The organism is Nucisporomicrobium flavum, from assembly GCF_016464385.1.
Lineage (GTDB): Bacteria > Actinomycetota > Actinomycetes > Mycobacteriales > Micromonosporaceae > Actinoplanes > Actinoplanes flavus_A.
Genome location: NZ_JADMLH010000004.1, coordinates 186,551 through 210,903 on the forward strand (window position 1 = coordinate 186,551; position 24,353 = coordinate 210,903).

The 24,353-nt window shown below is 72.1% G+C and carries 19 protein-coding genes; 12 read left to right on the forward strand and 7 right to left on the reverse strand.

The features are described from left to right. The first annotated feature begins 93 nt into the window (after positions 1-93). The 5 genes from argS (at position 94) to thrC (ending at position 5,945) form a co-directional block, all read left to right on the forward strand. Positions 94-1,758, forward strand: a complete 1,665-nt coding sequence (argS, locus tag IT780_RS12535) for an arginine--tRNA ligase (protein ID WP_199511667.1) — start codon at positions 94-96, stop codon at positions 1,756-1,758. Between the two features lie 2 nt (positions 1,759-1,760). Next, positions 1,761-3,146, forward strand: a complete 1,386-nt coding sequence (lysA, locus tag IT780_RS12540) for a diaminopimelate decarboxylase (RefSeq protein ID WP_199511668.1) — start codon at positions 1,761-1,763, stop codon at positions 3,144-3,146. Continuing rightward, a complete protein-coding gene (locus IT780_RS12545) occupies positions 3,143-4,456 on the forward strand; it encodes a homoserine dehydrogenase (RefSeq protein WP_199511669.1) in 1,314 nt (437 codons plus the stop codon). Before lysA ends, IT780_RS12545 begins: the two co-directional genes overlap by 4 nt. A 2-nt stretch (positions 4,457-4,458) precedes the next feature. Next, the gene (locus IT780_RS12550; RefSeq protein ID WP_199511670.1) at positions 4,459-4,827 is read left to right on the forward strand and encodes a VOC family protein; all 369 of its coding nucleotides are present in this window, start codon (positions 4,459-4,461) and stop codon (positions 4,825-4,827) included. A gap of 68 nt (positions 4,828-4,895) precedes the next feature. Then, entirely contained in the window at positions 4,896-5,945 is a 1,050-nt protein-coding gene (gene thrC, locus IT780_RS12555) for a threonine synthase (RefSeq protein ID WP_199511671.1), read from the forward strand. Between the two features lie 207 nt (positions 5,946-6,152). On the opposite strand, the gene IT780_RS12560 is transcribed toward thrC, so the two are convergent. Next, the gene (locus IT780_RS12560; protein ID WP_233412719.1) at positions 6,153-6,782 is read right to left on the reverse strand and encodes a MarR family winged helix-turn-helix transcriptional regulator; all 630 of its coding nucleotides are present in this window, start codon (positions 6,780-6,782) and stop codon (positions 6,153-6,155) included. A 136-nt stretch (positions 6,783-6,918) separates the two neighbouring features. Here IT780_RS12560 and IT780_RS12565 point away from each other — a divergent pair, with 136 nt between their 5' ends. Both IT780_RS12565 and IT780_RS12570 read left to right on the forward strand, forming a co-directional pair. Next, positions 6,919-10,317, forward strand: coding sequence for an efflux RND transporter permease subunit (locus IT780_RS12565; RefSeq protein ID WP_199511673.1), 3,399 nt, complete (start codon positions 6,919-6,921; stop codon positions 10,315-10,317). A gap of 196 nt (positions 10,318-10,513) precedes the next feature. Further along, positions 10,514-11,800, forward strand: coding sequence for an MFS transporter (locus IT780_RS12570; RefSeq protein ID WP_199511674.1), 1,287 nt, complete (start codon positions 10,514-10,516; stop codon positions 11,798-11,800). Positions 11,801-11,998: 198 nt separating this feature from the next. Here IT780_RS12570 and IT780_RS12575 read toward each other — a convergent pair whose 3' ends face one another. Continuing rightward, positions 11,999-12,451: a hypothetical protein gene (locus IT780_RS12575; protein WP_199511675.1), complete on the reverse strand. Its 453-nt coding sequence runs from the start codon at positions 12,449-12,451 to the stop codon at positions 11,999-12,001. A gap of 84 nt (positions 12,452-12,535) precedes the next feature. Here IT780_RS12575 and thrB point away from each other — a divergent pair, with 84 nt between their 5' ends. From thrB to IT780_RS12590, 3 genes are all read left to right on the forward strand, one after another. Then, positions 12,536-13,471 (forward strand): homoserine kinase, encoded by a 936-nt coding sequence (gene thrB / locus IT780_RS12580; protein ID WP_199511676.1) that lies wholly within the window; start codon positions 12,536-12,538, stop codon positions 13,469-13,471. A gap of 302 nt (positions 13,472-13,773) precedes the next feature. Next, positions 13,774-15,882 (forward strand): transcription termination factor Rho, encoded by a 2,109-nt coding sequence (gene rho, locus IT780_RS12585; RefSeq protein ID WP_199511677.1) that lies wholly within the window; start codon positions 13,774-13,776, stop codon positions 15,880-15,882. Positions 15,883-16,133: 251 nt separating this feature from the next. Further along, positions 16,134-17,285 carry a nitric oxide synthase oxygenase gene (locus tag IT780_RS12590; protein WP_199511678.1) on the forward strand — a complete coding sequence of 384 codons (1,152 nt, stop codon included), beginning with the start codon at positions 16,134-16,136 and terminating at the stop codon, positions 17,283-17,285. Here the strand turns inward: IT780_RS12590 and IT780_RS12595 are convergent. The 3 genes from IT780_RS12595 to IT780_RS12605 are packed head-to-tail and all read right to left on the reverse strand — an operon-like array spanning position 17,282 to position 19,879. Continuing rightward, complete coding sequence (locus IT780_RS12595) at positions 17,282-17,914, reverse strand: RNA ligase family protein (protein WP_199511679.1); 633 nt, start codon at positions 17,912-17,914, stop codon at positions 17,282-17,284. The two genes, IT780_RS12590 and IT780_RS12595, sit on opposite strands and share 4 nt — an antisense overlap. After that, positions 17,914-18,810, reverse strand: coding sequence for a phosphatase domain-containing protein (locus IT780_RS12600; RefSeq protein ID WP_199511680.1), 897 nt, complete (start codon positions 18,808-18,810; stop codon positions 17,914-17,916). The genes IT780_RS12595 and IT780_RS12600 overlap by 1 nt, the downstream gene beginning before the upstream one ends. A 7-nt stretch (positions 18,811-18,817) precedes the next feature. Then, a complete protein-coding gene (locus tag IT780_RS12605; RefSeq protein ID WP_199511681.1) occupies positions 18,818-19,879 on the reverse strand; it encodes an RNA ligase in 1,062 nt (353 codons plus the stop codon). Between the two features lie 217 nt (positions 19,880-20,096). Here IT780_RS12605 and rpmE point away from each other — a divergent pair, with 217 nt between their 5' ends. After that, positions 20,097-20,321 carry a 50S ribosomal protein L31 gene (gene rpmE, locus IT780_RS12610; RefSeq protein ID WP_199511682.1) on the forward strand — a complete coding sequence of 75 codons (225 nt, stop codon included), beginning with the start codon at positions 20,097-20,099 and terminating at the stop codon, positions 20,319-20,321. Positions 20,322-20,385: 64 nt separating this feature from the next. Further along, complete coding sequence (gene prfA / locus IT780_RS12615; protein ID WP_199511683.1) at positions 20,386-21,477, forward strand: peptide chain release factor 1; 1,092 nt, start codon at positions 20,386-20,388, stop codon at positions 21,475-21,477. Here prfA and IT780_RS12620 read toward each other — a convergent pair. Both IT780_RS12620 and IT780_RS12625 read right to left on the reverse strand, forming a co-directional pair. Next, entirely contained in the window at positions 21,461-22,807 is a 1,347-nt protein-coding gene (locus IT780_RS12620) for an outer membrane protein assembly factor BamB family protein (RefSeq protein ID WP_199511684.1), read from the reverse strand. The two genes, prfA and IT780_RS12620, sit on opposite strands and share 17 nt — an antisense overlap. 25 nt (positions 22,808-22,832) lie before the next feature. Continuing rightward, positions 22,833-24,338 carry a GGDEF domain-containing protein gene (locus IT780_RS12625; RefSeq protein WP_199511685.1) on the reverse strand — a complete coding sequence of 502 codons (1,506 nt, stop codon included), beginning with the start codon at positions 24,336-24,338 and terminating at the stop codon, positions 22,833-22,835. Between the last annotated feature and the right edge of the window lie 15 nt (positions 24,339-24,353).

Sequence of the window (24,353 nt, forward strand, 5' to 3'; positions counted from 1 at the left end):
CCTCGTCAATTCATCAGGGAGGTCGGCGCGGGCCCGCACGCAGCGCCCCGGTACGCCGCCGGGCGCCAAAGTCTACCCGGATAGCATGGCTCAGTGACTCCCGCTGACCTCGCTTCCACTGTTCTCACAGCTGCGCGTGCCGTATTCGTCACCCGCGGCCTCGATGTCTCCCTGCTGCCCGAGACGACGACGGTGGAGCGGCCCCGCAACCCCGAGCACGGCGACTACGCCTCGACGATGCCGCTGCAGCTCGGCAAGAAGGCCGGCGTGCCGCCGCGCGAGCTGGCGTCGGCGCTGGCCGAGGAGCTGAGCAGCCGCCCGGGGATCAAGTCGGTGGAGATCGCCGGTCCGGGCTTCCTGAACATCCGCCTGGACGCGGCGGCGGCCGGTGTGCTGGCCCGTGACGTGGTGCTGGCCGGCGCCGAGTACGGCAACACCGACCGCCTCGCCGGGCTGCGGATCAACCTCGAGTTCGTCTCCGCCAACCCCACCGGTCCCGTACACATCGGCGGGGTCCGGTGGGCCGCCGTCGGCGACGCGCTGTCCCGGCTGCTGCGGGCGGCCGGCGCCGACGTCGGCACCGAGTACTACTTCAACGACGCGGGTTCGCAGATCGACCGCTTCGCCCGGTCCCTGTACGCGGCGGCCAAGGGCGAGCCCGCCCCGGAGGACGGGTACGGCGGCGCGTACATCGGCGAGATCGCGCAGGCGGTGATCGGGCAGGCGCCCGGCGTGCTGGAGGAGGCGGAGCCGGCGGCGCTCGAGACCTTCCGGCGCCTCGGCGTGGAGCTGATGTTCGCCGAGATCAAGCAGTCGCTGGCCGAGTTCGGCGTCCACTTCGACACGTACTTCAACGAGAAGGACCTGCACGACCGGGGTGAGCTGCAGGAGGCGCTGGACCGGCTGACCGAGCAGGGTCACGTGTACGAGGCCGACGGCGCCACCTGGCTGCGCACCACCGACTTCGGCGACGACAAGGACCGTGTCGTGCGCAAGTCCGACGGCGACTGGACGTATTTCGCCGCCGACTGCGCCTACTACCTCGACAAGCGCAAGCGCGGCTTCGAGAAGGTCGTCATCATGCTCGGCGCCGACCACCACGGGTACATCGGCCGGATGAAGGCGATGGTCGCGTGCTTCGGCGACGATCCGGCGGCCAACCTGGAGATCCTCATCGGCCAGCTGGTCAACCTGGTCCGCGACGGCGAGCCGGTGCGGATGAGCAAGCGCGCCGGCACGGTCATCACGCTCGAGGACTTCGTCGACGCGCTCGGGGTCGACGCGACCCGGTACGCCCTCGCCCGCGTCTCCTCGGACCAGCCGATCGACATCGACATCGAGAAGTGGACGAGGGCCAGCAACGACAACCCCGTGCACTACGTGCGGTACGTCGCGGCGCGGACGGCCAGCGTTGCCCGCAACGCCGCGGACATCGGGCTGACCCGGGGCGAGCCGGAGGACTTCCACCCCGAGCTGCTCACGCACGAGAAGGAGCACAGCCTGCTCAAGGCGCTGGGCGACTACCCCGGCGTGGTGGCCACGGCCGCCGAGCTGCGCGAGCCCCACCGGGTGGCGCACTACCTGGAGAAGGTCGCGGGGGAATTCCACCGGTTCTACGACAAGTGCCGGGTGCTGCCGGTGGGCGACGAGCCGATCACCGACCTCCAGCGCTCCCGCCTGTGGCTGAACGACGCCACTCGAACGGTGATCGCGAACGGTTTGGCACTGCTGGGCGTCAGCGCGCCCGAGAGGATGTAGGCATGCGGGCACATGAGGCCGGGGCGATGCACGGCGACCTCGGCAACCGAGAGCCGGCGTGGCTGCGTACCCCCGAGGACGTGAACGCGCTCGTGCCGCAGCTGTGGCCGCGTACGGTCAGCCGTACGGAAGCGGGCGCCCTGGAGATCGGCGGCGTGAGCGTCCTCGACCTGGCGGCGGAGCACGGCACCCCGGCGTACCTGTTGGACGAGGACGACCTGCGGGCCCGGTGCCGCGACTTCGCGGCCGCCTTCGCCGACGCGGACGTCTATTACGCGGGCAAGTCTTTCCTGTGCAAGGCCGTGGTCAAGGTCATCGACGAGGAGGGGCTCTTCCTCGACGTGTGCTCCGGAGGTGAGCTCGCGGTCGCGCTGGCCGCCGGTTTCCCGCCGGAGCGGATGGGCTTCCACGGCAACAACAAGTCGGTTTCCGAGCTGCGCCGGGCCCTGGACGCCGGGGTGGGACGGATCATCCTGGACTCGTTCCAGGAGATCGACCGGCTCACCGCGCTCGCGCGGGAGGCCGGCAAACGCCCGGCCGTGCTGATCCGGGTGACCGTGGGCGTCGAGGCGCACACCCACGAGTTCATCGCCACCGCGCACGAGGACCAGAAGTTCGGGTTCTCGCTGGCCGGCGGGGCGGCGTTCGAGGCCGCGGTCCGCGTGCTCGACGAGGACGTGCTCGACCTGCGCGGCCTGCACTCGCACATCGGTTCCCAGATCTTCGACACGTCCGGGTTCGAGGTCTCGGCCCGGCGCGTGCTGCAGCTGCAGGCGCAGATCCGGGACGCGCGCGGCGTCGAGCTGGTCGAGCTGGACCTCGGCGGCGGGTTCGGCATCGCGTACACGACCCAGGACGACCCGTCGTCCGCCGGCGACCTCGCCAAGCGGATCAACAAGATCGTCGACGCGGAGTGCGCCGCCGAGAAGCTGCGCCGGCCCAAGCTCTCGATCGAGCCCGGCCGGGCCGTCGTGGGGCCGGCTGTGCTCACCCTGTACGAGGTGGGCACGGTCAAGAACGTCGACGGCATCCGCACGTACGTGAGCGTCGACGGCGGGATGAGCGACAACATCCGTACGGCGCTCTACGACGCGTCGTACTCGGCCACGGTCGCCGGCCGCGCCTCGGAGGCGCCACCCATGCTCGCCCGCGTCGTGGGAAAGCATTGTGAATCCGGGGACATCGTCGTGAAGGATGAATTCCTGCCCGCCGACGTGCAGCCCGGAGATCTTCTCGCCGTGCCCGGCACGGGTGCGTACTGCCGCAGCATGGCCAGCAACTACAACCATGTGCCGCGGCCGCCGGTCGTCGCCGTCCGCGACGGTGCCTCGCGGGTGATCGTGCGCCGGGAGACCGAAGAAGATCTGCTCGCATTGGATGTGGGATGAGTTCTGGTAAGCCTGCGGTTCGCCTGGCCCTGCTCGGTTGCGGCACGGTCGGCAGTGAGGTCGTCCGCCTGCTCCACGATCAGGCGGAGGACCTGACGGCGCGGATCGGGGCGCCGCTGGAGCTCGTCGGCATCGCCGTGCGCCGGCCCGGCCGTCAGCGCGGTGACCTGCCGGTCGATCCGTCGCTGTTCACCACCGACGCGCTCGGGCTGGTCAAGCGGGACGACGTCGACGTGGTGATCGAGGTCGTGGGCGGCATCGAGCCCGCGCGCACCTGGCTGACCGAGGCGCTCGGCGCCGGCAAGAGCGTCGTGACGGCCAACAAGGCCCTGCTCGCCGAGGACGGCGCGACGCTGCACGACGCTGCCACCCAGGGCGACGCCGACCTCTACTACGAGGCCTCGGTCGCGGGCGCGATCCCGCTGCTGCGCCCGCTGCGCGAGTCGCTGCACGGCGACCGCGTCACCCGGGTCACCGGGATCGTCAACGGCACGACCAACTTCATCCTGTCGTCGATGGACGCCACGGGGGCCGGCTTCGGCGAGGCTCTCGAGGAGGCCACCGACCTCGGGTACGCGGAAGCCGACCCGACCGCCGACGTGGAGGGGTTCGACGCCGCCGCGAAGGCCGCGATCCTCGCCTCGCTCGCGTTCCACACCCGGGTGACCGCGGCCGACGTCTTCCGCGAGGGCATGACCGGCGTGACGGCCGCCGACGTGGCCAGCGCCAAGGAGATGGGCTGCACGATCAAGCTGCTCTGCATCGCCGAGCGCGGACCGGACTCGACCGGCCAGGAGTCGGTCAGCGTGCGCGTGCACCCGGCGATGATCCCGCGCAGCCACCCGCTGGCGAGCGTGGGCGACGCGTTCAACGCGGTCTTCGTCGAGGCCGAGGCCGCGGGGCAGCTGATGTTCTACGGCCGGGGAGCCGGGGGTACGCCCACTGCCAGCGCTGTACTGGGCGACATCGTGGCGGCGGCCCGCAACCGCCTCGCGGGCACCCGCGCGCCGAGCGAGAGCGCGTACGCCCATCTGCCGATCCGCCCGATCGGCGAGGCCGTCACCCGCTACCACATCAGCCTCGACGTGGCCGACCGGCAGGGCGTGCTCGCCACGGTCGCCGGCGTCTTCGCCAAGCACGAGGTGTCGATCGCGACGGTCCGGCAGTCCGGCCGCGACGAGGACGCGACGCTGGTCATCGTCACGCACGGCGCGCCCGACGCCAACCTCGCGGCCACCGTGGAGGATCTGCGCTCGCTGGACATCGTCCGCTCGATCGCCAGCGTGCTGCGCGTCGAGGGGGGAGTCTGAGCATGCTCGACCACGTCGGTCTGCAGTGCGCGGACATGGCCGCGAGTGCGGCCTTCTACGACACGGTGCTCGCCCCGCTGGGCCTGCGCCGGCTGGCCGATCACAAGGTCGCGATGGGGTACGGCGGCGACTTCCCGGACTTCTGGATCAGCGTGTTCGACTCGGGCGACGGCTTCCGGGAGTCGCACATCGCGTTCAAGGCCGCGGACCGGGCGGCCGTCGACGCCTTCTTCGCCGCTGCCGTGGAGGCGGGCGCCGAGGTGCTGCACGAGCCGGCGCTCCACCCGGAATACCACGAGAACTACTACGGCGCCTTCGTCCGCGACCCGGACGGCAACAACGTGGAGGCCGTGTCCCACGGTCCCGCATAGTGGATGCTCCGTCTCGCCATTCGGCGGATTGGTGCATCCTTGAGCAAGTCAGCTGAGAGGAAAAGACCATGTGGCGGGGACTGATCGAGGCGTACCGTGACCGGCTCCCGGTCTCGGAGGCCACCCCGGTGGTCACGCTCCATGAGGGCAACACGCCGCTCGTGCCGGCCCCGGTGCTCTCCCGGCGCACCGGCGCGGACGTCTACCTCAAGGTCGAGGGCGCCAACCCGACCGGCTCCTTCAAGGACCGCGGCATGACGATGGCCGTGTCCAAGGCGGTGGAGGAGGGCTCGAAGGCGATCATCTGCGCCTCCACCGGCAACACGAGCGCCTCGGCCGCCGCGTACGCCGCCCGCGCCGGGCTCACCTGCGCGGTGCTCGTGCCCCAGGGCAAGATCGCGCTCGGCAAGCTGGCCCAGGCGCTGGTGCACGGCGCCAAGCTGCTGCAGGTCAACGGCAACTTCGACGACTGCCTCGCGCTCGCCTCGAAGCTGTCCCAGGACTTCCCGGTGTCGCTGGTCAACTCCGTCAACATCTTCCGCCTGCACGGCCAGAAGACGGCCGCGTTCGAGATCGTCGAGGCGCTCGGCGACGCCCCCGACATCCACTGCCTCCCGGTCGGCAACGCGGGCAACATCTCCGCGTACTGGATGGGCTACCAGGAGGACCACGAGGCCGGAAACGCCAAGGTCCTGCCGAAGATGTACGGCTTCCAGGCCTCCGGGGCGGCCCCGATCGTCAACGGCAAGGTCGTGCCCGAGCCGTCGACCATCGCCACCGCCATCCGCATCGGCAACCCGGCGAGCTGGACCAAGGCACTCGACGCCCGGGACGCCTCGGGCGGCCTGATCTCCGCGGTGACGGACCGGGAGATCCTCACGGCGTACCGGCTGCTCGCCCGCGAGGTCGGCGTATTCGTCGAGCTCGGCAGCGCGGCGAGCGTGGCGGGCCTGCTCCAGCAGGCGGAAGCCGGCATGATCCCGCCCGGCGCGACGGTGGTCTGCACGGTGACCGGGCACGGCCTCAAGGACCCGGAGTGGGCCATCTCCACGGCGCCGTCGCCCACCACCATCAAGAACGACGTCCTCGCCGCCGCCCGGGCCCTCGACCTGACCTGACCCCGCCCGGTGGGGCGCGGCCCGCGGTGGGACGTAAGCCGCGGTCAAGCGCGGCCGGCTCGGTCAGTTGCGGCCCGCGATCGGCCGCGGCCAGGCGCGGCCCGCGTTGGGCGCGGCCCGCGTTGGGCGCGGCCCGCGTTGGGCGCGGCCCGCGTTGGGGTGCGGCCCGCATTGAGCGCGGCCCGCGGTCGGGTGCGGCTTGCGCGGTCAGGCGCGGCCGGCTCGTCTGCGGGCGGTCGTCTCGCGGGCCTCGGCGACCTCGGCCGCCGCGGCGTCGGCGATCTCGGCGGCTACGGCGTCCGCCACCTCGGCGGCCGCGCTCTCGGCGACCTCTGCCGCCACCGCTTCGGTCACTCTCCGTGCCGCGCCGACGGTGGGGTCGCCGGCCTCGGTGTCGGTCGCGTCCTCGGTGGCGACGCGGACCATCGCCTGCATCGCGTCGCGTACCGTGCGCAGCTCGGCGTCGGTGAGCTTGCGCAGCAGCCGGGTCTGCCTCTCGGTGCCCGCCGTGATGATCCGGGAGATCATCTCGGTGCCGGTGGCGCTCAGCCGGATCCGGCGGACGCGGCGGTCGTGCGGGTCCTCCGCGCGGGTGACCAGGTCGTTCGTCACGAGCCGGTCCACCATGCCGCTCAGCGTCGCCAGGCTGACCCCGAGCAGGCCCGCCAGCTCGCGGCCCGAGGTGTCGCCGAGGCGGTGCAGCAACAGCAGGATCTTGAGCTGCGGCATGGTGAGCTGGCTGCTGAAGAGCGGGTCCGAGCGGTCGTACGCGAACAGGTGCTGCAGCTGCTGCTGGGCGTGCATGATGTCCGCGATGAGTCGTTCGTTCTCGGCCAACGCACCTCCTGTGTAGCGCGCCGATGGCCGGTCGGCGTCCGTCGCGTGACGGGACGTTACCAGCGGACCCCGGCGAAAACCATTTGTTCGCGTCGGGCAAACTATATGCCTTGGCCGAACTTTCTCGGGGGAGCACATGTCATTCCTGACCAGGCTCAGTCTCGCCAATCGAGGGCTTGTCGCCCTCATAGCGGTGGTGATCACCGGCTTCGGCGTGTACACCATCCCGTCGCTGAAGCAGCAGCTCCTGCCCTCGCTGGAATTCCCGGGCGCGTTCATCGGCGTGGTGCTGCCGGGCGCGAGTCCCGAGATCATGGAGGAGCAGGTCACCAAGCCGATCGAGGACGCCGTCAAGGGCGCCGACGGCCTGGACACCATCCAGTCGACCACCCGTGAGGGCTCGGCGACGATCATCGTGCAGTACGAGTTCGGCACCGACCTCGACAACGCGATCAACCAGCTCACCACCTCGGTCAACCGGATCCAGCCGACGCTGCCCGACGACGTGGAGCCGACCATCTTCGCGGGCGGCACCGACGACATCCCGGCGATCGTGCTCGCCGCGACCGGCGGCTCCGACCAGTCCGACCTGGCCCAGCGCCTCGAGCAGGACGTCGTCCCCGAGCTCAACGCCATCGAGGGCGTGCGCGACGTACAGGTCACCGGCACCCGCTCCGAACAGGTCGTGATCAAGCCCGACCTGGTCAAGCTGCGCGCCGCCGGCGCCGACCCGCGGGCGATCACCACGCTGCTGCAGAGCAACGGCATCTCCGTGCCCGCCGGCGCGATCACCGACGACGGCCGGTCGCTCAGCGTCCAGGTGGGCAGCCCCATCAACTCGGTCGAGCAGCTGCAGAACCTGTACCTCACCGGCGCCCGCGGGCCGGTCCGGCTGGGCGACGTCGCGTCGGTCACCAGCCAGCTCGCCACGGCCACCTCGTTCACGCGTACGGACGGGGTCGAGAGCCTGGGCATCGCGGTCACCGCCGCGCCCGACGGCAACGCGGTCGCCATCTCGCACGAGGTGCGCGACAAGCTGGCCGACCTGGAAGGGGCGTCCGGCGCGAAGCTGACCGTGATCACCGACCAGGCGCCGTTCGTCGAGCGCTCGATCGAGAGCCTGACCACCGAGGGCCTGCTCGGCCTGATCATGGCCGTGATCGTGATCCTGGTCTTCCTGCTCTCCGTCCGCTCCACGCTCGTCACGGCGGTCTCGATCCCGCTGTCGGTGCTGATCGCGCTCATCGGGCTGTGGATCGGCGACTACTCGCTCAACCTGCTCACGCTGGGCGCGCTGACCATCGCCGTCGGCCGCGTCGTCGACGACTCGATCGTGGTGCTCGAGAACATCAAACGCCATCTCGGGTACGGCGAAGCCAAGGTGCACGCCATCATGTCCGGCGTGAAGGAGGTCGCCGGCGCGGTGACCGCCTCCACGCTGACCACGGTCGCCGTGTTCGCCCCGATCGCGCTCGTCGGCGGCTTCGTCGGGCAGCTGTTCGCGCCGTTCGCCATCACCGTCACCGTGGCCCTCGTCGCCTCGCTCTTCGTGGCGCTGACCGTCGTACCCGTGCTCGCGTACTGGTTCCTGCGTCCCGCCGCCGGCGGCAGCGAGTCGGAGGAAGTCCGCCGGGCCGCCGAGGAGAAGGAGCTGCGCAGCCCGCTGCAGCGGGCGTACCTTCCGGTCATCCGCTGGGCGACCCGCAGCCGCCCCACCCGCTGGTCCACCGTCGCGATCGGCGTCGTGGTGCTGCTCGGGACGCTGGGCCTGGCGAGCCGGCTCGAGACCAACTTCCTCGACGAGTCCGGTCAGGACACCATCCAGGTCACCCAGGACCTGCCCGTCGGCACGAGCCTCGCCGCGACGAACGAGGCCGCCAAGAAGGTCGAGACGCTGCTGGCCGCCCGCGACGACGTCGAGACCTACCAGGTCACGGTCGGCAACGGCGAGTTCAACCCGTTCGTCGGCTCCGGCGGGGCCAGCGGCGCCAGCTTCACGGTGGCGCTCGCGAAGGACGCCGACGCGGAGAAGGTCTCCGACGAGCTGCGCGAGCAGTTCAAGGGCATGACCGACGTCGGCGAGGTGACCGTCGGCGGCGACAACGGCACGGGCTTCAACGCCAGCCAGCTGTCGGTCGTCGTGCAGGCCGCCGACCAGGCCACCCTCACCACCGCGACCAAGCAGGTCCAGGACGCGATGGCCGGCACCGCGAACGTCACCGACGTGAGCTCCACCCTGGCCGCCAGCGTGCCGCGCCTCGACGTGCAGGTCGACCGGCAGGCCGCCGCCCGCCGCGGGCTCACCGAGGCCGCGGTCGGCCAGGCCGTCGCCGGTTCGTTCCGGGCGGCCCCGGCCGGCAAGATCACGGTCGACGGCGCGAGCCGCGACGTCGTGGTCACCTTCGGTGCGGCGCCCGGCAGTGCCGACGCCCTCCGCAAGCTGCCGCTGACCACGCCGACCGGCCAGGTGGTCACCCTCGACTCGGTCGCCGACGTCAAGGAGGTCGCCGGTCCCGAAGAGGTCACCCGCATCGACGGCAACCGCAGCGTCACGGTCAACGGCACGGCCACCGGCTCCGACGTCGGCGCGACCACCACGGACCTGAAGAAGCGGCTCGACGGGCTGACCCTGCCGCCGGGTGCGTCGTACTCGATCGGCGGCGTCAGCCAGGACCAGGCGGACGCGTTCGCCGACCTGGGCCTCGCCGTGCTGGCGGCCATCGCGATCGTCTTCGTCATCATGGTGGCGACGTTCCGCAGCCTGATCCAGCCGCTCGTGCTGCTGGTCTCCATCCCGTTCGCGGCGACCGGCGCGATCGCGCTGCTGCTGGCGACCGGCACCCCGCTCGGCGTACCCGCGCTGATCGGTGTGCTGATGCTGGTCGGCATCGTGGTCACCAACGCCATCGTGCTGCTCGACCTGATCAACCACTACCGGAGAGAGGGACTCGGCGTCCGGGAGGCGGTCGTCGAGGGTGGCCGTCACCGCCTGCGCCCGATCCTCATGACGGCGATCGCGACCATCTTCGCGCTGCTGCCGATGGCGCTGGGCCTGACCGGCGAGGGCGGCTTCATCTCCCAGCCGCTGGCCATCGTGGTCATCGGCGGCCTGGTCAGCTCGACACTGCTCACGCTGGTGCTGGTACCGGCCCTCTACACGATGGTCGAGAACACCAAGCTGAAGCGCCGCGAACGCCGGGACCGCAAGCGCGCCCGCAAGGCGGCCGTCCCGGGCCCGGACGCGACGGTCCCGGCCTCGTCCGATGCGGCTTCGACGGCCCCGGCATCTTCGGGTACGGCCTCTTCGGGTGCGGGCACGCCGCGGCATGCGGCGGACGGCGGCCCCGACGGCGACGTCCCGGCGGACGCCCCGGCGCCGGAGTCCAGCGGCGGCGCGCACGAGGCCCCGGAGGACGAGCCGGCGGGCCGCCCGGCGCGCGCCGAGGGCGAGGCCCCGGGGGCGCTGCGCGGCTACACGGACCAGTTCGAGGTCCTGAAGATGCCGCGGCGTCCCGCCACCCCGCCGCCGGCCTGACATCTGGCCCCGGCGGCCGGTCCTCCCGGGCCGGCCGCCGGCCTCGGGCCCGCTCGTCCCGGGGCCGGCCGCTGGGTTCCGGCCCGGTCGTCCCGGGGCCGGCCGCCGGGTTCCGGCCCGCTCCTCCGCGGGCGGCCGCCGGGTTCGGGCCCGCTCCGGGTGATCGGCCGCGGGCCGGCCGGTACTGTGTGTGTACGTGGCATCTCCACTTTCGGTCCTTACCAGCAACCGTGACTTCCGGCGCCTGTTCACGGCCCAGCTGGTGGTCTTCGGCTCCGACTGGTTCGTCATGGTGCCGCTGCTCGTGCTGCTGCCCGAGCTCACCGGCAGCGGCGTGTGGGGCGCGCTCGTGCTCGCCGTGGACACCGGGATCAACGCGGTGCTGCTGCCGTACACGGGTACGGTCGCGGACCGGCTCGACCGGCGCGCCATCCTCATCGCCGCGAACGTGGCCGCGCTGGTCGCCATGCTGCTGCTGTTTCTCGTACGTTCCTCCGCCACCGCACCGCTCGCCCTGGTGGCGATCGGGGCGGTGGCCGTCGCCAAGGCGTTCTACTCCCCGGCGGCCTCGGCGGCCCTGCCGAACGTCGTCGACCCGGAGGACCTCGCGGCGGCGAACGCGGTGGCCGGCTCCGCCTGGGGCACGATGACGATCGTCGGCGCCTCCCTCGGCGGCATCGTGAGCAGCGCCTTCGGCCCGTACGTGAGCTTCGCGGTGGCCGCGGCCGGCCTCGCCGCGGCGGCCGGGCTGACGGCCCTGATCCGCCGCCCGCTGCAGGCCCCCCGCGACACGTCCGCCCCGCCCCCGCGAACCTGGCACGCCCTGATCGAGGCCCTGCGCTACATCGGCGCCCGCCCCCGCATCCGCGCCCTGGTCACGGTCAAGTCGGCCGTGGGTCTCGGCAACGGCGTCCTGACGGTCTTCCCGCTCCTCGCCGGCGTGTACGGCGTCGGCTCGCTGGGCGCGGGCGCGCTGTTCGCCGTACGAGGAGCCGGCGCCCTGGTCGGCCCGCTCGTGATGCGCTCGGTCCTGAACCACCGCACCTGGCTCCTGCCCGGCCTGGCGCTGTCGATGAGCCTGTACGGCCTGGGCTACATCGGCGTCGCGGCGGCCCCGTGGTTCCCCCTCGTGCTGGCACTGGTGTTCGTCGCCCACTTCGCCGGCGGCACCAACTGGGTCCTGTCCAACTACGCGCTCCAGGGCGAGGTGCCGGACCGCCTGCGAGGCCGCGTCTTCGCCACCGACATGATGCTGGCAACGCTGGCCATCTCGGTCAGCCAGCTCGGGGCGGCGCTCTTCGTGGACCACGTGGACGAGCGCGTCATCCTGGTGGGCTGCGGCCTGATCACCGTGCTGTACGCGGTCGGCTGGCGCATCGCGACCCGCCACCTGACGCTGGCGGACACCGCCCCGGAGAACGGCGACGGCCAACCCACCGACGACGACACGGCACGAATCGACGGCACCCGCGGCACCGGCTGACGGGCGCGCGACGGCCCGCAGCCGTTCGACGGCCACCCCAGGAGCCCCGGCCGGAGTCACCCGCCGCAGGCCGGGAGTCGGCCACCGCTGGCCGGAGCCGACCGGCAGCGACCCGGAAAGCCGGCCGAACGGTGACGCCGACCGGGCCGCGCGGCCGCAGCAACGGCGCGGAGTCGGTGGGCGAGCGCCTGGAATCTCCTACATCGGCGGCCGCACGTCGCGCCCGCCCTGTGGTGGGAAGCCGCCGGTGGGTGACGGATAGCTGCGGGACTTGAGCGGCTCCTGGTAGGGCGGTGGCGGGGATTCGAACGGCCCGCCCGGGCCCTCCGGCGAGCGGGTCACCAGGGCCGCGATCAGCAGACCCATCCCGGCGGCCACCACCAGCGCCAGCACGATGCCCACCACCAGCGTCATGAGGCCATACGTCCGGCTGCTGTAGTCCATCGCGCCGATGATCTGGGGCAGGGACATGATCCAGATGATGTCGAGGATCTGACCCAGCACGAGCGCACCGAGGCCGAGCTGGGCCAGGGTCGCGCTGCGCCGGCCGAGGCGGGCGCGGCGGGTCGCCACCAGGATCAGGCCGCCGATCAGGACGGCCAGGACCGGGAGGTGGGTGACGACGCCCGAGAAGAGGTAGCCGACGGTCATGTCAGCGACCGTAGACCAGCCGTACGACATTCCGGGGGTCCGGCGGGTGACGCGCCGTTGATGATCAAGGCCTAGCATGTGGCGATGGGCCTGACCTTCGTCTCCGAGCCGGTACGCGTCCGGACCCCGGCCACCAGCGCCAACCTCGGGCCGGGCTTCGACACGCTGGGCCTGGCGCTCGCCCTGTACGACGACCTCTCCGCCCGGGTCACCGGCGACCGGTTCACCGTCTCGGTGTCCGGAGAGGGCGCCGGCGAGCTGCCCACCGACGAGTCCCACCTGGTGGTACGGGCCATGCTCGCCACCTTCGACGAGCTGGGCGGCCGGCCCGCGGGTGTCGCGGTGGAGTGCGTCAACCGGATCCCGCAGGCGCGCGGCCTGGGTTCGTCCTCCGCGGCCATCGTCGGCGGCGTCCAGCTGGCCCGGGGGCTGGTCAAGGAGCAGATCACCGATGAGGATGCGCTGCGGATCGCCGCCCGGCTGGAGGGGCACCCCGACAACGTCGCGCCCTGTCTGCTCGGGGGGTTCACCATCGCGTGGACCGAGGGCTCCGGGGCCCGGGCCGTGCGGTTGCCGACCGCTGACGCCGTACGCCCGACCGTCTTTGTTCCGCAGGAACGGGGCCTGACCTCGACGGCGCGGGCGGCGCTGCCGGCGAGCGTGCCGCACGTGGACGCCGCGTTCAACACCGGGCGGGCCGCGCTGCTGGTGCACGCGTTGCAGCACGACCCGGAGCTGCTCTTCGCCGCGACCGAGGACCGCCTGCATCAGGGATATCGGGCAGAGGCGATGCCGGGTACGACGTCGCTGGTGGCCTCGCTGCGCTCCGTCGGGGTGGCCGCGGTGGTCAGCGGTGCGGGGCCGACCGTGCTCGCTCTGACCTCGGTACCTGCGGATTTCCACCCGGGAACACAGTGGCGGGCGGAAACGTTGGGCGTGGATGCCGACGGGGCCCTTGTCAGAGGGAGTATGGTGGAACACGCCGAGCGGGACCCTGTTGCCGCAGGTCGCAAGAGTTGACTACGCTCAAGACCTAGCACAGCCGCGAAGCAAGCGATCTCTGCGGTTCGGCGCGCACCCCCGAGACTTTTGCCGATCTGGCTCGTCTCACTTCTCTATCAAGGCACACGCCGAGCAGCAGGTCTCCAGATCGCTGCGCTCGCCGAGACCTACTCGTCACCGTATGACGGGTCGGGAAACCGTCGAGCTGCCGTGCTGCAAAACTCCCGCGCCGCAGGTGCGAAGCGGGTTCCGAGGGCACCCGGCCACCAGGCTGCTGCACGACCCGGGTGGTCTTGGGCTTTTTCGACGGAAGGAATCCATTGAGCGACACCACCGACGTGACGTCGGGTGTTTCTGACGTCGCTGATGACGGCGCCACCACCACCGCGGCTGTCACCAAGCGCCGCCGCGGCGGCACCGGCCTGTCCGCGATGCTGCTGCCCGAGCTGCAGAGCCTCGCCGCGTCCCTCGGCATCTCCGGCACCGCCCGGATGCGCAAGGGCGAGCTGATCACGGCCATCACGGAGCGGCAGAACGGCGGCGCGCCGGCCGCTGCCGAGAGCGCCCCGCGGGCGCGCCGCAGCAACGGTGCCTCCCGCGCCGAGGCGCCGCCGGCCGAGCCGGTGCGCGCCGAGCCTGCCCCGGCCGAGCCGGTGCGCGCCGAGTCCGCTCCGGCCGCGGTGCGCGCCGAGTCCGCTCCGGCCGCGGTGTCCGTCCAGCCGGCTGCGGCCCCCGTGGCCGAGCAGCCCGCCGTCGTGCAGACCGCCGCGGCTCCGGCGACGGAGCAGGCGCCGCCTTCCGAGCAGACCGAGCCCGAGCAGGGCCGTCGCAGCCGCCGCGACCGTCAGGACCGGCCGGAACGGCAGGACCGTCAGGACCGGCAGGACCGTGAGCCGCGCGACCAGGGCGAAACCCGCACCGAGGGCACCGACACCGCCGAGCGCGGCGACCGCCCGGAGCGCGGCGAGCGCAACCGCGACCGCCAGCGCAACCAGCCGCGCGGCGACGGTGGCGACCGGAACGACCGCGGCGAGCGCAACGACCGGGGCGAGCGCGGCGAGCGCAACGACCGCGGTGAGCGCAACGACCGCAACGACCGGGGAGACCGCAACGACCGGGGTCCGCGCAACGACAGCCACGACGACGACGACAACGAGAACGGCGAGGGCGGCCGTCGCAGCCGTCGCAGCCGCTTCCGGGACCGTCGTCGCGGCCGGGACCGTGACGGTGAGGGCGGTGGCCGCGAGAGCGGTGGCCGTGAGGGCCGCGAGCCGCACGTCAACGAGGACGACGTGCTGGTGCCGGTGGCCGGCATCCTGGACGTGCTCGACAACTACGCGTTCGTGCGGACGACCGGCTACCTGTCCGGCCCGAACGACGTGTACGTGTCGATGTCGCAGGTCAAGAAGCACGGCCTGCGCCGCGGCGACGCGGTCACCGGCGCCGTGCGGGCAGCCCCGCGCGACAGCGGAGGCGACCAGCGGCGGGACAAGTACAACCCGCTGGTGCGGCTCGACACCATCAACGGGATGGAGCCGGAGGAGGCGCGCCGCCGCCCCGAGTTCTACAAGCTGACCCCGCTCTACCCGCAGGAGCGTCTGCGGCTGGAGACCGAGGCGCACATCCTCACCACCCGCGTCATCGACCTGGTGATGCCGATCGGCAAGGGCCAGCGCGCCCTGATCGTCTCGCCGCCGAAGGCCGGTAAGACGATGGTGCTGCAGGCGATCGCCAACGCGATCACCCACAACAACCCCGAGTGCCACCTGATGGTCGTGCTGGTCGACGAGCGGCCCGAAGAGGTCACCGACATGCAGCGCTCGGTCAAGGGTGAGGTCATCGCGGCCACGTTCGACCGGCCGCCGCAGGACCACACCACGGTCGCCGAGCTGGCGATCGAGCGGGCCAAGCGCCTCGTCGAGCTGGGTCACGACGTCGTCGTGCTGCTCGACTCGGTGACCCGGCTCGGGCGGTCGTACAACCTGGCGGCGCCGGCCTCCGGACGCATCATGTCCGGCGGTATCGACTCGACCGCGCTCTACCCGCCGAAGCGGTTCCTGGGTGCGGCGCGCAACATCGAGAACGGTGGCTCGCTGACCATTCTCGCGACGGCGCTGGTCGAGACCGGCTCGATGATGGACACGGTCATCTTCGAGGAGTTCAAGGGCACGGGTAACGCCGAGCTCAAGCTCGACCGGAAGATCGCCGACAAGCGGACGTTCCCCGCCATCGACATCCACCCGTCCGGCACCCGCAAGGAAGAGATCCTGCTCGGCAAGGAAGAGCTGGCGATCGTCCACAAGCTGCGCAAGGTGCTGAGCTCGCTGGAGTCCTCGGCGGCGCTGGACCTCCTGCTCGACCGGCTCAAGCAGTCCCGGACGAACATCGAGTTCCTCATGCAGATCGCGAAGTCCACCCCGGGGGAGTGAGTAACTCTCCCCACCCGGCTGGGTAGGGGTCGAAGGTCGGCGAAAAGGGCGGTCACCGGACGGTGGCCGCCCTTTTGTCGCACATGATGTGCGGTTCGGCCCGTACGGGGTCGTGCGAACCTCCCGTGACTACCTAATGAACCTTTGTCAACCTGGCATCGAGCCCGAGAGTGCCGAGCCGTCCGCCGGTGACGGGCAGGGTCGGCCTCGCCACGTTGAAAAGGTCCACTCAGTCTGGGGGAGGGCGCTCGATGATCGTGCCTGGCTACCGGGACCATCCGGCCGAACCCTGGGACCGGTGCGCGCCGGTCGACCCGGGCGAGGCGGAGGACTTCCTGCGCCGCTGCTACCTGGAGAACCCGCGCCTCGGCCCGGTCGAGCCTCGGCTCGCCATCGTGCGCGCGCAGATCGCGGCGACCGGCAGCTACGTGCACACCACCGAGGAGCTCACGTACGGGGCGAGGATGGCCTGGCGCAACGCGAGCCGCTGCATCGGCCGGCTCTACTGGCGCAGCCTCGTGGTCCTCGACCGGCGCCGCGCACGTACGGCCGACGAGGTCTTCTCCCTGCTCGTGCACCACCTCCAGGCCGCCGGCGGCGGGCGCGAGGCGGGCCGGATCCGCCCGGTCATCAGCATCTTCGCCGCCGCCCAGCCGGGGCAGCCGTACGCCAGGATCTGGAACGAGCAGCTGATCCGGTACGCCGGGTACCGCACCGAGGACGGCCACGTGGGCGACCCGCGGCAGGCCGAGTTCACCGCGGCGATGCAGAGCTTCGGCTGGCAGGGCAAGGGCGAGGCGTTCGACGTGCTGCCGCTGGCCATCGAAGTGCCGGGGGAGCCCGTACGCCTCTACGAGCTGCCCGAGCGCGCGATCCTCGAGGTGCCGCTGAGCCACCCCGAGTACGGCTGGTTCGCCGAGCTGGGCCTGCGCTGGCACGCCGTACCGGCCATCGCGAACATGCGCCTGTCCGTGGGCGGGGTGAACTACCCGCTCGCGCCGTTCAACGGCTGGTACATGGGCAGTGAGATCGGGGCGCGCAACCTCGCCGACGCCGACCGCTACGACATGCTCCCGACCGTGGCCGCCCGGATGGGCCTCGACACCGGCCGCGAGTCGACTCTGTGGCGCGACCGCGCGCTGGTCGAGCTCAACCGGGCCGTGCTGTGGTCGTTCGAGAAGGCGGGCGTCAAGATCTCGGATCATCACACCGAGTCGCAGCGCTTCATCCGGCACCTCGCCAACGAGGAGAAGGCGGGCCGCCCGGTGCCGGCCGACTGGACGTGGATCGTGCCGCCCGTCTCCGGCGGCATCACCCCGGTCTTCCACCGGTACTACGAGGAGATGGACCTGCGGCCGAACTTCTACCCCGACGACAGCGGCTGCCCGTACGCGAAGAACTAGGCGAACTCGTTCACGGCGAAGTCGTCGCGGTGGCGCCACGCGGCTTCGGTGCGTACGTGGTCCGCCCGTACCCATTTCAGGACCTTGACCGGGAACTCCTCGGCCGGGATGCGCCCGGCGCTGCGCACCACGAAGCCCTCCGACGTCTCCGGGGTGTGCCGGCGTGCCCAGGCGGCCCGGGCCTCGCTGAGACTTCCGCCGCGGTAGAGGACGGGCACCACCGGCAGTTCGAGGCGTTGCGCCCAGTCGACCGTGTCGTCCCAGCCGAGCAGCGTGTCGGTCTCGTCCCAGATGCCGAAGACGATGAACACCCCGGGAAGATCCGTGTACGCGATGCTGCGCCGCGCCCACATCGACTCGCCGCAGACCCGCCAGTCGTCCGGGATGCGGTACGCCGTCATCGCCCACGACGCCTTCGCCGGCCGGTCCCACGGATGCGTGCCGGAGTCGGGGGAGCGTGCGTACATGGCGTCCCGGGTGAAGGTGAGGTTCCCGCCGTCGAGCTTCTCGGTCACCACCAGCTCACCGTCCAACCAGGACAGGTCCTGCTGCACCTTGTCGTCCGCGGTGGCGCCGGGGGAGTCGGGCAGGTGGAAAGTCCGCGGATACTTCGCCGCCTGCCCGCTCATCAGAAGTCCCCCTCCGCCACCTGGAACACGGTCAGTCCCAGCGCGCGCCACATCCGCACCACCTGCTGCCGGTCGTCGAAGACGCCGACGACCCGCCAGCGGCCGCTGATCTCCCGGTCGAAGATCTCCCGCTTCACGATCGCGTCCTTGCGCGAGTCGCCCTCGGGCCGCATGAATAGTCCTTCGTACGGCACCCCGACGTAAAGATCCAGCCAGGCCTCGGTCTCCGGCCGGCACACCTCGTCCCGCCCCGAACAGAAGACGATCGTGTTGCCGGCCGCGTGCATCGCCCGGACCGCGTCGATCACCGCCTGGTTGGGCAGGTCCGAACCGACCCGCGACCAGTCGTACGGGCTGCGCCCGGCCATCAGCGCGACCGTGCCGTCGATGTCCACGAGCACCGCGGCGGGCAGCTCCGGGTCCGGCCGGTAGACGAGACCGGGCCCACCCCGTTCCACGTACGGCACCGGCAGGGGCAGGTTCCGGCCGGCCAGATACCGCTCGTGCATGCGGCGGATCGCGTCCTCGCCGACCCGTTCGTCCTCCGGGCGATCGGTGTCGCGCCGGATGCACTCCTCCAACGGCACGTCGGTGAAGTCGTGCACCTCGAACGACGCGTCGAAGCGGGCGGCGAGTTCCGCCCACTCCCGTACCGTCTTCGCCCGCAGGTTGGTGTCGTCCACGATGACGTCGGCATGCGCGCGCAGCAGCGCCTCGACGGCCGCCCGCTGCGCGTGCGTCACCTGCCCTTCGGATCTCTGCGTGAACAGGCGTTGCCCGTGCAGCATGCGCCGCAGGTCGTCCCGGTTGACCCGGACGACCTGCGGCTGCAGCTTGCGCGCGAAGGTGGTCTTGCCGGAGGCGGGCAGCCCCCGGGTGATCAGCAGTCGTGTCATCTCTCGCTCACCTGGGTGTCGTGGCGTCGCCCGGCGGCCGGACGAGCTGCCACAGGCCGGGACGGTAATCCTTGCCGTCGAGGCGCAGGAACAGCGCACCCCGGTTCGGGCTGCGCACGGCCCGGGCCGCGAACTCGCGCCGGCCCCACCCGCCGGGAAGGTCCGCCACGATCGCCGCGAACTCCTTCTCCACCCCTTCGGCGAGGGCGTCGACGGAGGCGACGAGGTCGCCGGCCACCCCGAGAACCCACGCGTGGAACTCGTCGGGCAGCGGTTCCGTCAGCGCGTCCAGGTCGCCGCCGGTGGCCAGCACCTCCCAGACCGTACGGGGGGTCAGCCCGGTCACGAGCCGGTGCAGCCGGACGTACTCGGCGTATTTGATCTTGACGCGCTCGTCGGTGCCGGTGAAGTGCACGACCAGCCCCTCCCGTCCGTCGCGCGGCGGGGCGGCGAGCGCCTCGGCCAGCGTCGGGTAGGTGAACGACTCCACCACCGGGCCCGGCCAGCCCGGCACGGCGTCCGGCCCGTGGGTGCGTCCGGTGGCGATCTCCACCGCCCCGAGCAGCACGAGGTCGTCCATCGGCCCGTAGTCGACCACGATCCGGTTGCCGGGGTAGATGATCTCGACGAGCACGGTCAGGTCCGGGGGCGGCACGAAGTTCGCGTACCGCGTACGCAGGACCTCGGTCGCGTGCAGCGCCTGCGCCGAGGCGAACGACCCCCGGGTCGCGACGGCGTACCCGTCCCCGTCCCGGAAGATCACGCCGAGCGAGCCGTCCGCTTTGTCCGTTACGCGCACGGAGGCTTCGGCGCGCAGCGAGGGCGCACGCCCCTCGGTGTGGTTGAAGAACTTGGGGAAGGGGCGCGCGAGGACCTCGCCGCTGTCCGAGGCGGCGATGAGGCCCCGGCAGGCGAGGGTCACCGGGGTCCAGGCGCCGGCGTACTGGCAGGCCTCGGTGTAGTTGTAGATCACGTACGGCCGCGACGGGTGACGCTGCATCCGCACGTGCCCGTTGTCGACCGCGGTGGTCAGTTCGACCGGGTCGAGGACGTCGGCGAGCAGCGTCATGGCGCAGTCCTTTCCTGGTGGGAATGCCTGGAGGGGCGCTCACGTTATCCAGGGCGGACCGGTCGACGCCTCCTGATTTCTGATCAGGGGGTACGGCATGGCAGACTGGTCCATCGGCCAGCAAAGGTTCCGGTTCACGCTCGAGTCGTCCGCCCTGGCGGGGCGACGGTGCTGACGGCGACCCGGCGACCCGTTCATCGAGAGGGACCGAGAAGACATGAAGAGCGGAATCCACCCGGAGTACACGACCACCGAGGTCGTCTGCTCCTGCGGCAGCACGTTCACGACCCGCAGCACCGCCAAGGGCGGCGAGATCCGCGTCGAGACCTGCAGCGCCTGCCACCCGTTCTACACGGGCAAGCAGCGCGTGCTGGACACCGCGGGCCGGGTCGCCAAGTTCCAGGCGAAGTACGCCAAGGTCAACGCGAGCAAGAAGAAGTAACTGCCTCGACGGCGCCCGGTTCCCGCAGTGCGGGGCCGGGCGCCGTTGGTATGTGGGGAGAATTGTGAGCAACGACCGGCTGACCACGCTGCTGGACGAGTACGCGCAGCTCGAGAAGCAGATGGAGGACCCTTCCATCCACGCCGACCAGGCCCTGGTGCGCCGGGTCGGGCGCCGCTTCGCCGAGCTGGCGCCGCTGTACGCCGCCCACACCGAGCTGGAGGCGGCCCGTGCCGACCTCGCCGCGGCGAAGGAGCTGGCCGCCGAGGACCCCTCGTTCGCCGGTGAGGTGGAGGCGGTCGCCGCCGTGCTGCCCGCGCTGGAGGAGAAGCTCGGCGAGATGCTGATCCCCCGGGACCCGCACGACGCCAAGGACGTCATCGTCGAGATCAAGGCGGGCGAGGGCGGTCAGGAGTCCGCGCTGTTCGCCGGCGACCTGCTGCGCATGTACACCCGGTACGCGGAGCGCCACGGCTGGACGGTCGAGGTCATCGACGCGCAGGAGTCCGACCTGGGCGGCGTCAAGGACGTCTCCGTCGCGGTGAAGACCAAGGGCATGCCCGAGGGCGGCCACGGCGTCTGGTCGCGGCTGAAGTGGGAGGGTGGCGTGCACCGCGTCCAGCGGGTGCCGGTCACCGAGTCGCAGGGCCGCATCCACACGTCGGCCGCCGGGGTGCTGGTGCTGCCCGAGGCCGAGGACGTCGACGTGCACATCGACCCGGGCGACATCCGGGTGGACGTGTTCCGCTCGTCCGGCCCGGGCGGCCAGTCGGTCAACACGACCGACTCCGCGGTGCGGATCACCCACCTGCCCACGGGCATCGTGGTGAGCTGCCAGAACGAGAAGAGCCAGCTGCAGAACCGCGAGCAGGCGATGCGCATCCTGCGGGCCCGGCTGCTGGCCGCGGCGCAGGAGCAGGCCGACGCGGCCGCGTCCGACGCCCGCAAGGCACAGGTACGCACGGTGGACCGCTCGGAGCGGATCCGGACGTACAACTTCCCGCAGAACCGGATCACCGACCACCGCATCGGCTACACCGCGTACAACCTGGATCTGGTGCTGGGCGGGGAGCTGGACGCGGTGCTGGACGCGCTGGCCGAGGCCGACCGGGCCGCGCGGCTCGCCGGCGACACGGAGATCAGCCGACGTCCGTGACCGCCAGGCGCCCGTCGGCGGCGGTCACGCAGGCGAGGATCGTCGCCGCGCTCTGACAGCTGTTGTCGGAGATCGCGCCGATGGTGCCGAGCAGCCGCACCTGGTGGGTGCGCGCGTCCAGCCGGCTGACGGCCATCCGCCCCGCGGGTTCCTGGGTGCGGGCCAGCAGGTACGGCATGTCGGTCCGCGACGTGAAGTCCCACACCAGGTTCGCCGTGCCCAGGTCGGCGATGTCCCGGCCGCTGCCCGCGTCGATCACCGCGCGCCGGCTGCCGTTCTCCCGGTCGACCACGAGCAGCCCGCCGCTCATCGGGAACACGTTGGCCGCGTCGGGTCGGCTCCAGCGCAGCGTGCCGGTCGCCCGGTCGTAGCCGGAGGTGCCCCGCGGCGTGCTGACGCACAGGACCGGTCCGCAGCCGGTGAAGCCGCCGTACGACCGCTCGTCGACCCGCCACAGCTCGTGCAGCGTCTCGGTGTCGTACGCGCTGACCGTCCCGCGCTGGTCGGCGACGTTCTCGAGGTACAGCGTGTGCCCGTCGACGGTGAGGTTCGTGTAGGTGCCGTCCTCGCGGTCCTGCCGGCTCCAGGGCAGCCGCCCGCTCGCCACCTCACGCCCGTCGGCGAGCGCGTACACCGTCGCGGCGCCCGTACCGGTGACCGTGACGAGCCGGTCGGAGCCGCCGCCGAGCCAGCCGCCGGACACCCAGGTCTCGAGGCCGCCACCCGGGCGGGTCCAGAGCTCGGAGCCGTCGCGCAGCCGGACCACCCGCAGCGTCCGCGCGGAGGAGCCGTCGTCGTTCCACTCCGCGAGCAGCACCAGGCCGCCCGCCGAGGCCGAGAAGTCCCCGGGCCGGCGCCACAGCTGCCGCCCGGTGGCGGAGTCCACGGCGACGGTCCGGCGGGTGAACTGGCGGAAGATCTGGCTGCCGTCGGTGTCCTCGACCTGCACGGTGGCGTCGTCGGCGGGCAGCAGCATCACGCCGGACTCCACCGCGCCGACCCAGGACGCGCCGCCCAGCTCGGTGCTGGACCAGAGAACCTCGCCGGTGTGGCTGGCGTACGCGGTGAGCCTGCCGTCCATGGAGCTGAGCACGTACACGACTTCCGGGGTGACGGTGAAGCCGTCGCTGCCGTCGCGGAACGGCACGGTGAAGAGCTGCCGCGGGGCGTGCGAGACGGGCAGCGCGGAGGCCGTCACGCCGAAGAGGCAGAGCACCGCGAGCGCGGCCAGCAGCACCCGGCGGACGTCGCCGTGCCGGATCGGGCGCGCGACCGTCTCGAGCGGCTGGTCGCCGGCGTCCGTGACGAGTCCGAGCTCGATGACCCCCATGGCGGAAGCGTAGGGGTTGCGCAGCTCAGGCGGGGGTCCGGTTGGCCGCCGCGGCGGCGAGCGCGGCGCTGAGGCTGCGCGTGCTGGGTCCCACCTCGGACCAGCCGGCCGCCAGTCCGATCGGCGTGCCGGGGACCAGGACCTGCCAGTTCTCGCCCGCGGCGGCGGCGCTGATGCGCCGGGACACCTCCGCGGCCTGGGCGGTGCCGGCGCCGGGCAGCACCACGACGAACTCGTCGCCGGCGAAGCGGGCCACGAAGTCGCCGCGGCGCATCACGCGGTTCAGCACGCCGGCGATGCGCTGCAGCACCAGGTCGCCGCAGTGCCGCCCGTGGCGCGCGTTCACCGCGCTGAAGCCGATCAGGTCGCAGACGCCGATCGCCGCGCGCTCGCCGCGGGCCAGCATGGCGGTCACGTACCGCTCGAGCTGGCGGCGGTTGGGCAGGCCGGTCAGCGGGTCGGTGAGGGTCTCGTCGCCGTACCGGCCGGCGTCGCGGTGGGTCTCCTGGGCGTCGAGGCGGGCCGCGACCCCGTCCAGGTAGCCGTCGCGGAGCCGGTCGATGCGCTGGGCGGCGAGGCGGAACGCGTACCGGTCGGCGGTGTGTGCGGCCTCGTGGTCGCCGGCGGTGGCGAGGCAGATGCTGCGCAGCCGGGCCGGCTCCGCGGGGCCCAGGATCTCGGGGGAGACCGGCACCGAGTCGAGCTTGCGCAACGCCTCGGTGGGCCGGTCGGCGGCGATGTCGAGGCAGACGCCGGCGAGATGGCGCAGGTCCCGGGAGCGGACGCTGTCGCCGCCGCCTCTGAGCAGGTCGCTGACGGCGGTCTGGGTCTGCTCGCCGAGGGCGGCGCGACGGGCCAGGGCGTACCCGTAGACCGGGCGGCTGCTGGGCCGCAGCCGGTTCTCGGCGCCGGTGGCGACGTAGCGGGTCAGCTCCGCGTCGATGTCGCGCAGCACCCGCAGGCAGCCGTCGGTGTCGCCCTGGTGGTCGAGGGCGACCGCGTTGCGCAGCCGGATGCCGGGCGCCGCGAACAGCTCCGGGGCCATTCCGGCCGCCGCGCCGACCTGCCGGGCCTGCTCGATCGCGGTGAGCGCGTGGCCGTGGAAGCCGAGGTACGAATACGCCATGGCGAGGTCGTGCCAGCCCCACGCGGTCTCGCTGTCGCCGTCGGGCACCGCCGCGAGCGCGCGGGACGCCTGGACCAGGTGGGTGACGCCCCGGTCGAGGGCGCTCTGCAGGTGGGCGCCGAGCGCCGCGAAGGCGTGCATCTGCCCGCGCAGGTACGGGTCGGAGGTCTCGTGCACCGCGTTGGAGGCGAGCGTCATGGCGGTGGCGAACTCGGCCACCCGGCCCAGGTTGATGAGCGCGCCGAACCGCTGAACCAGCGCGTACGCCCGGGTGAGCGGGTCCGTGGTGACCTCGAGGACCTTGTCGAGGATGGTCAGCGCCTCGGCGGAGCGGCCGCCCTGCTGGAGCTCACCCGCCCGGCGCAGGTCGTCCACGCAATCCGGTAGCTGGTCCAACCAGGTCATGAGACCGCCACGGCC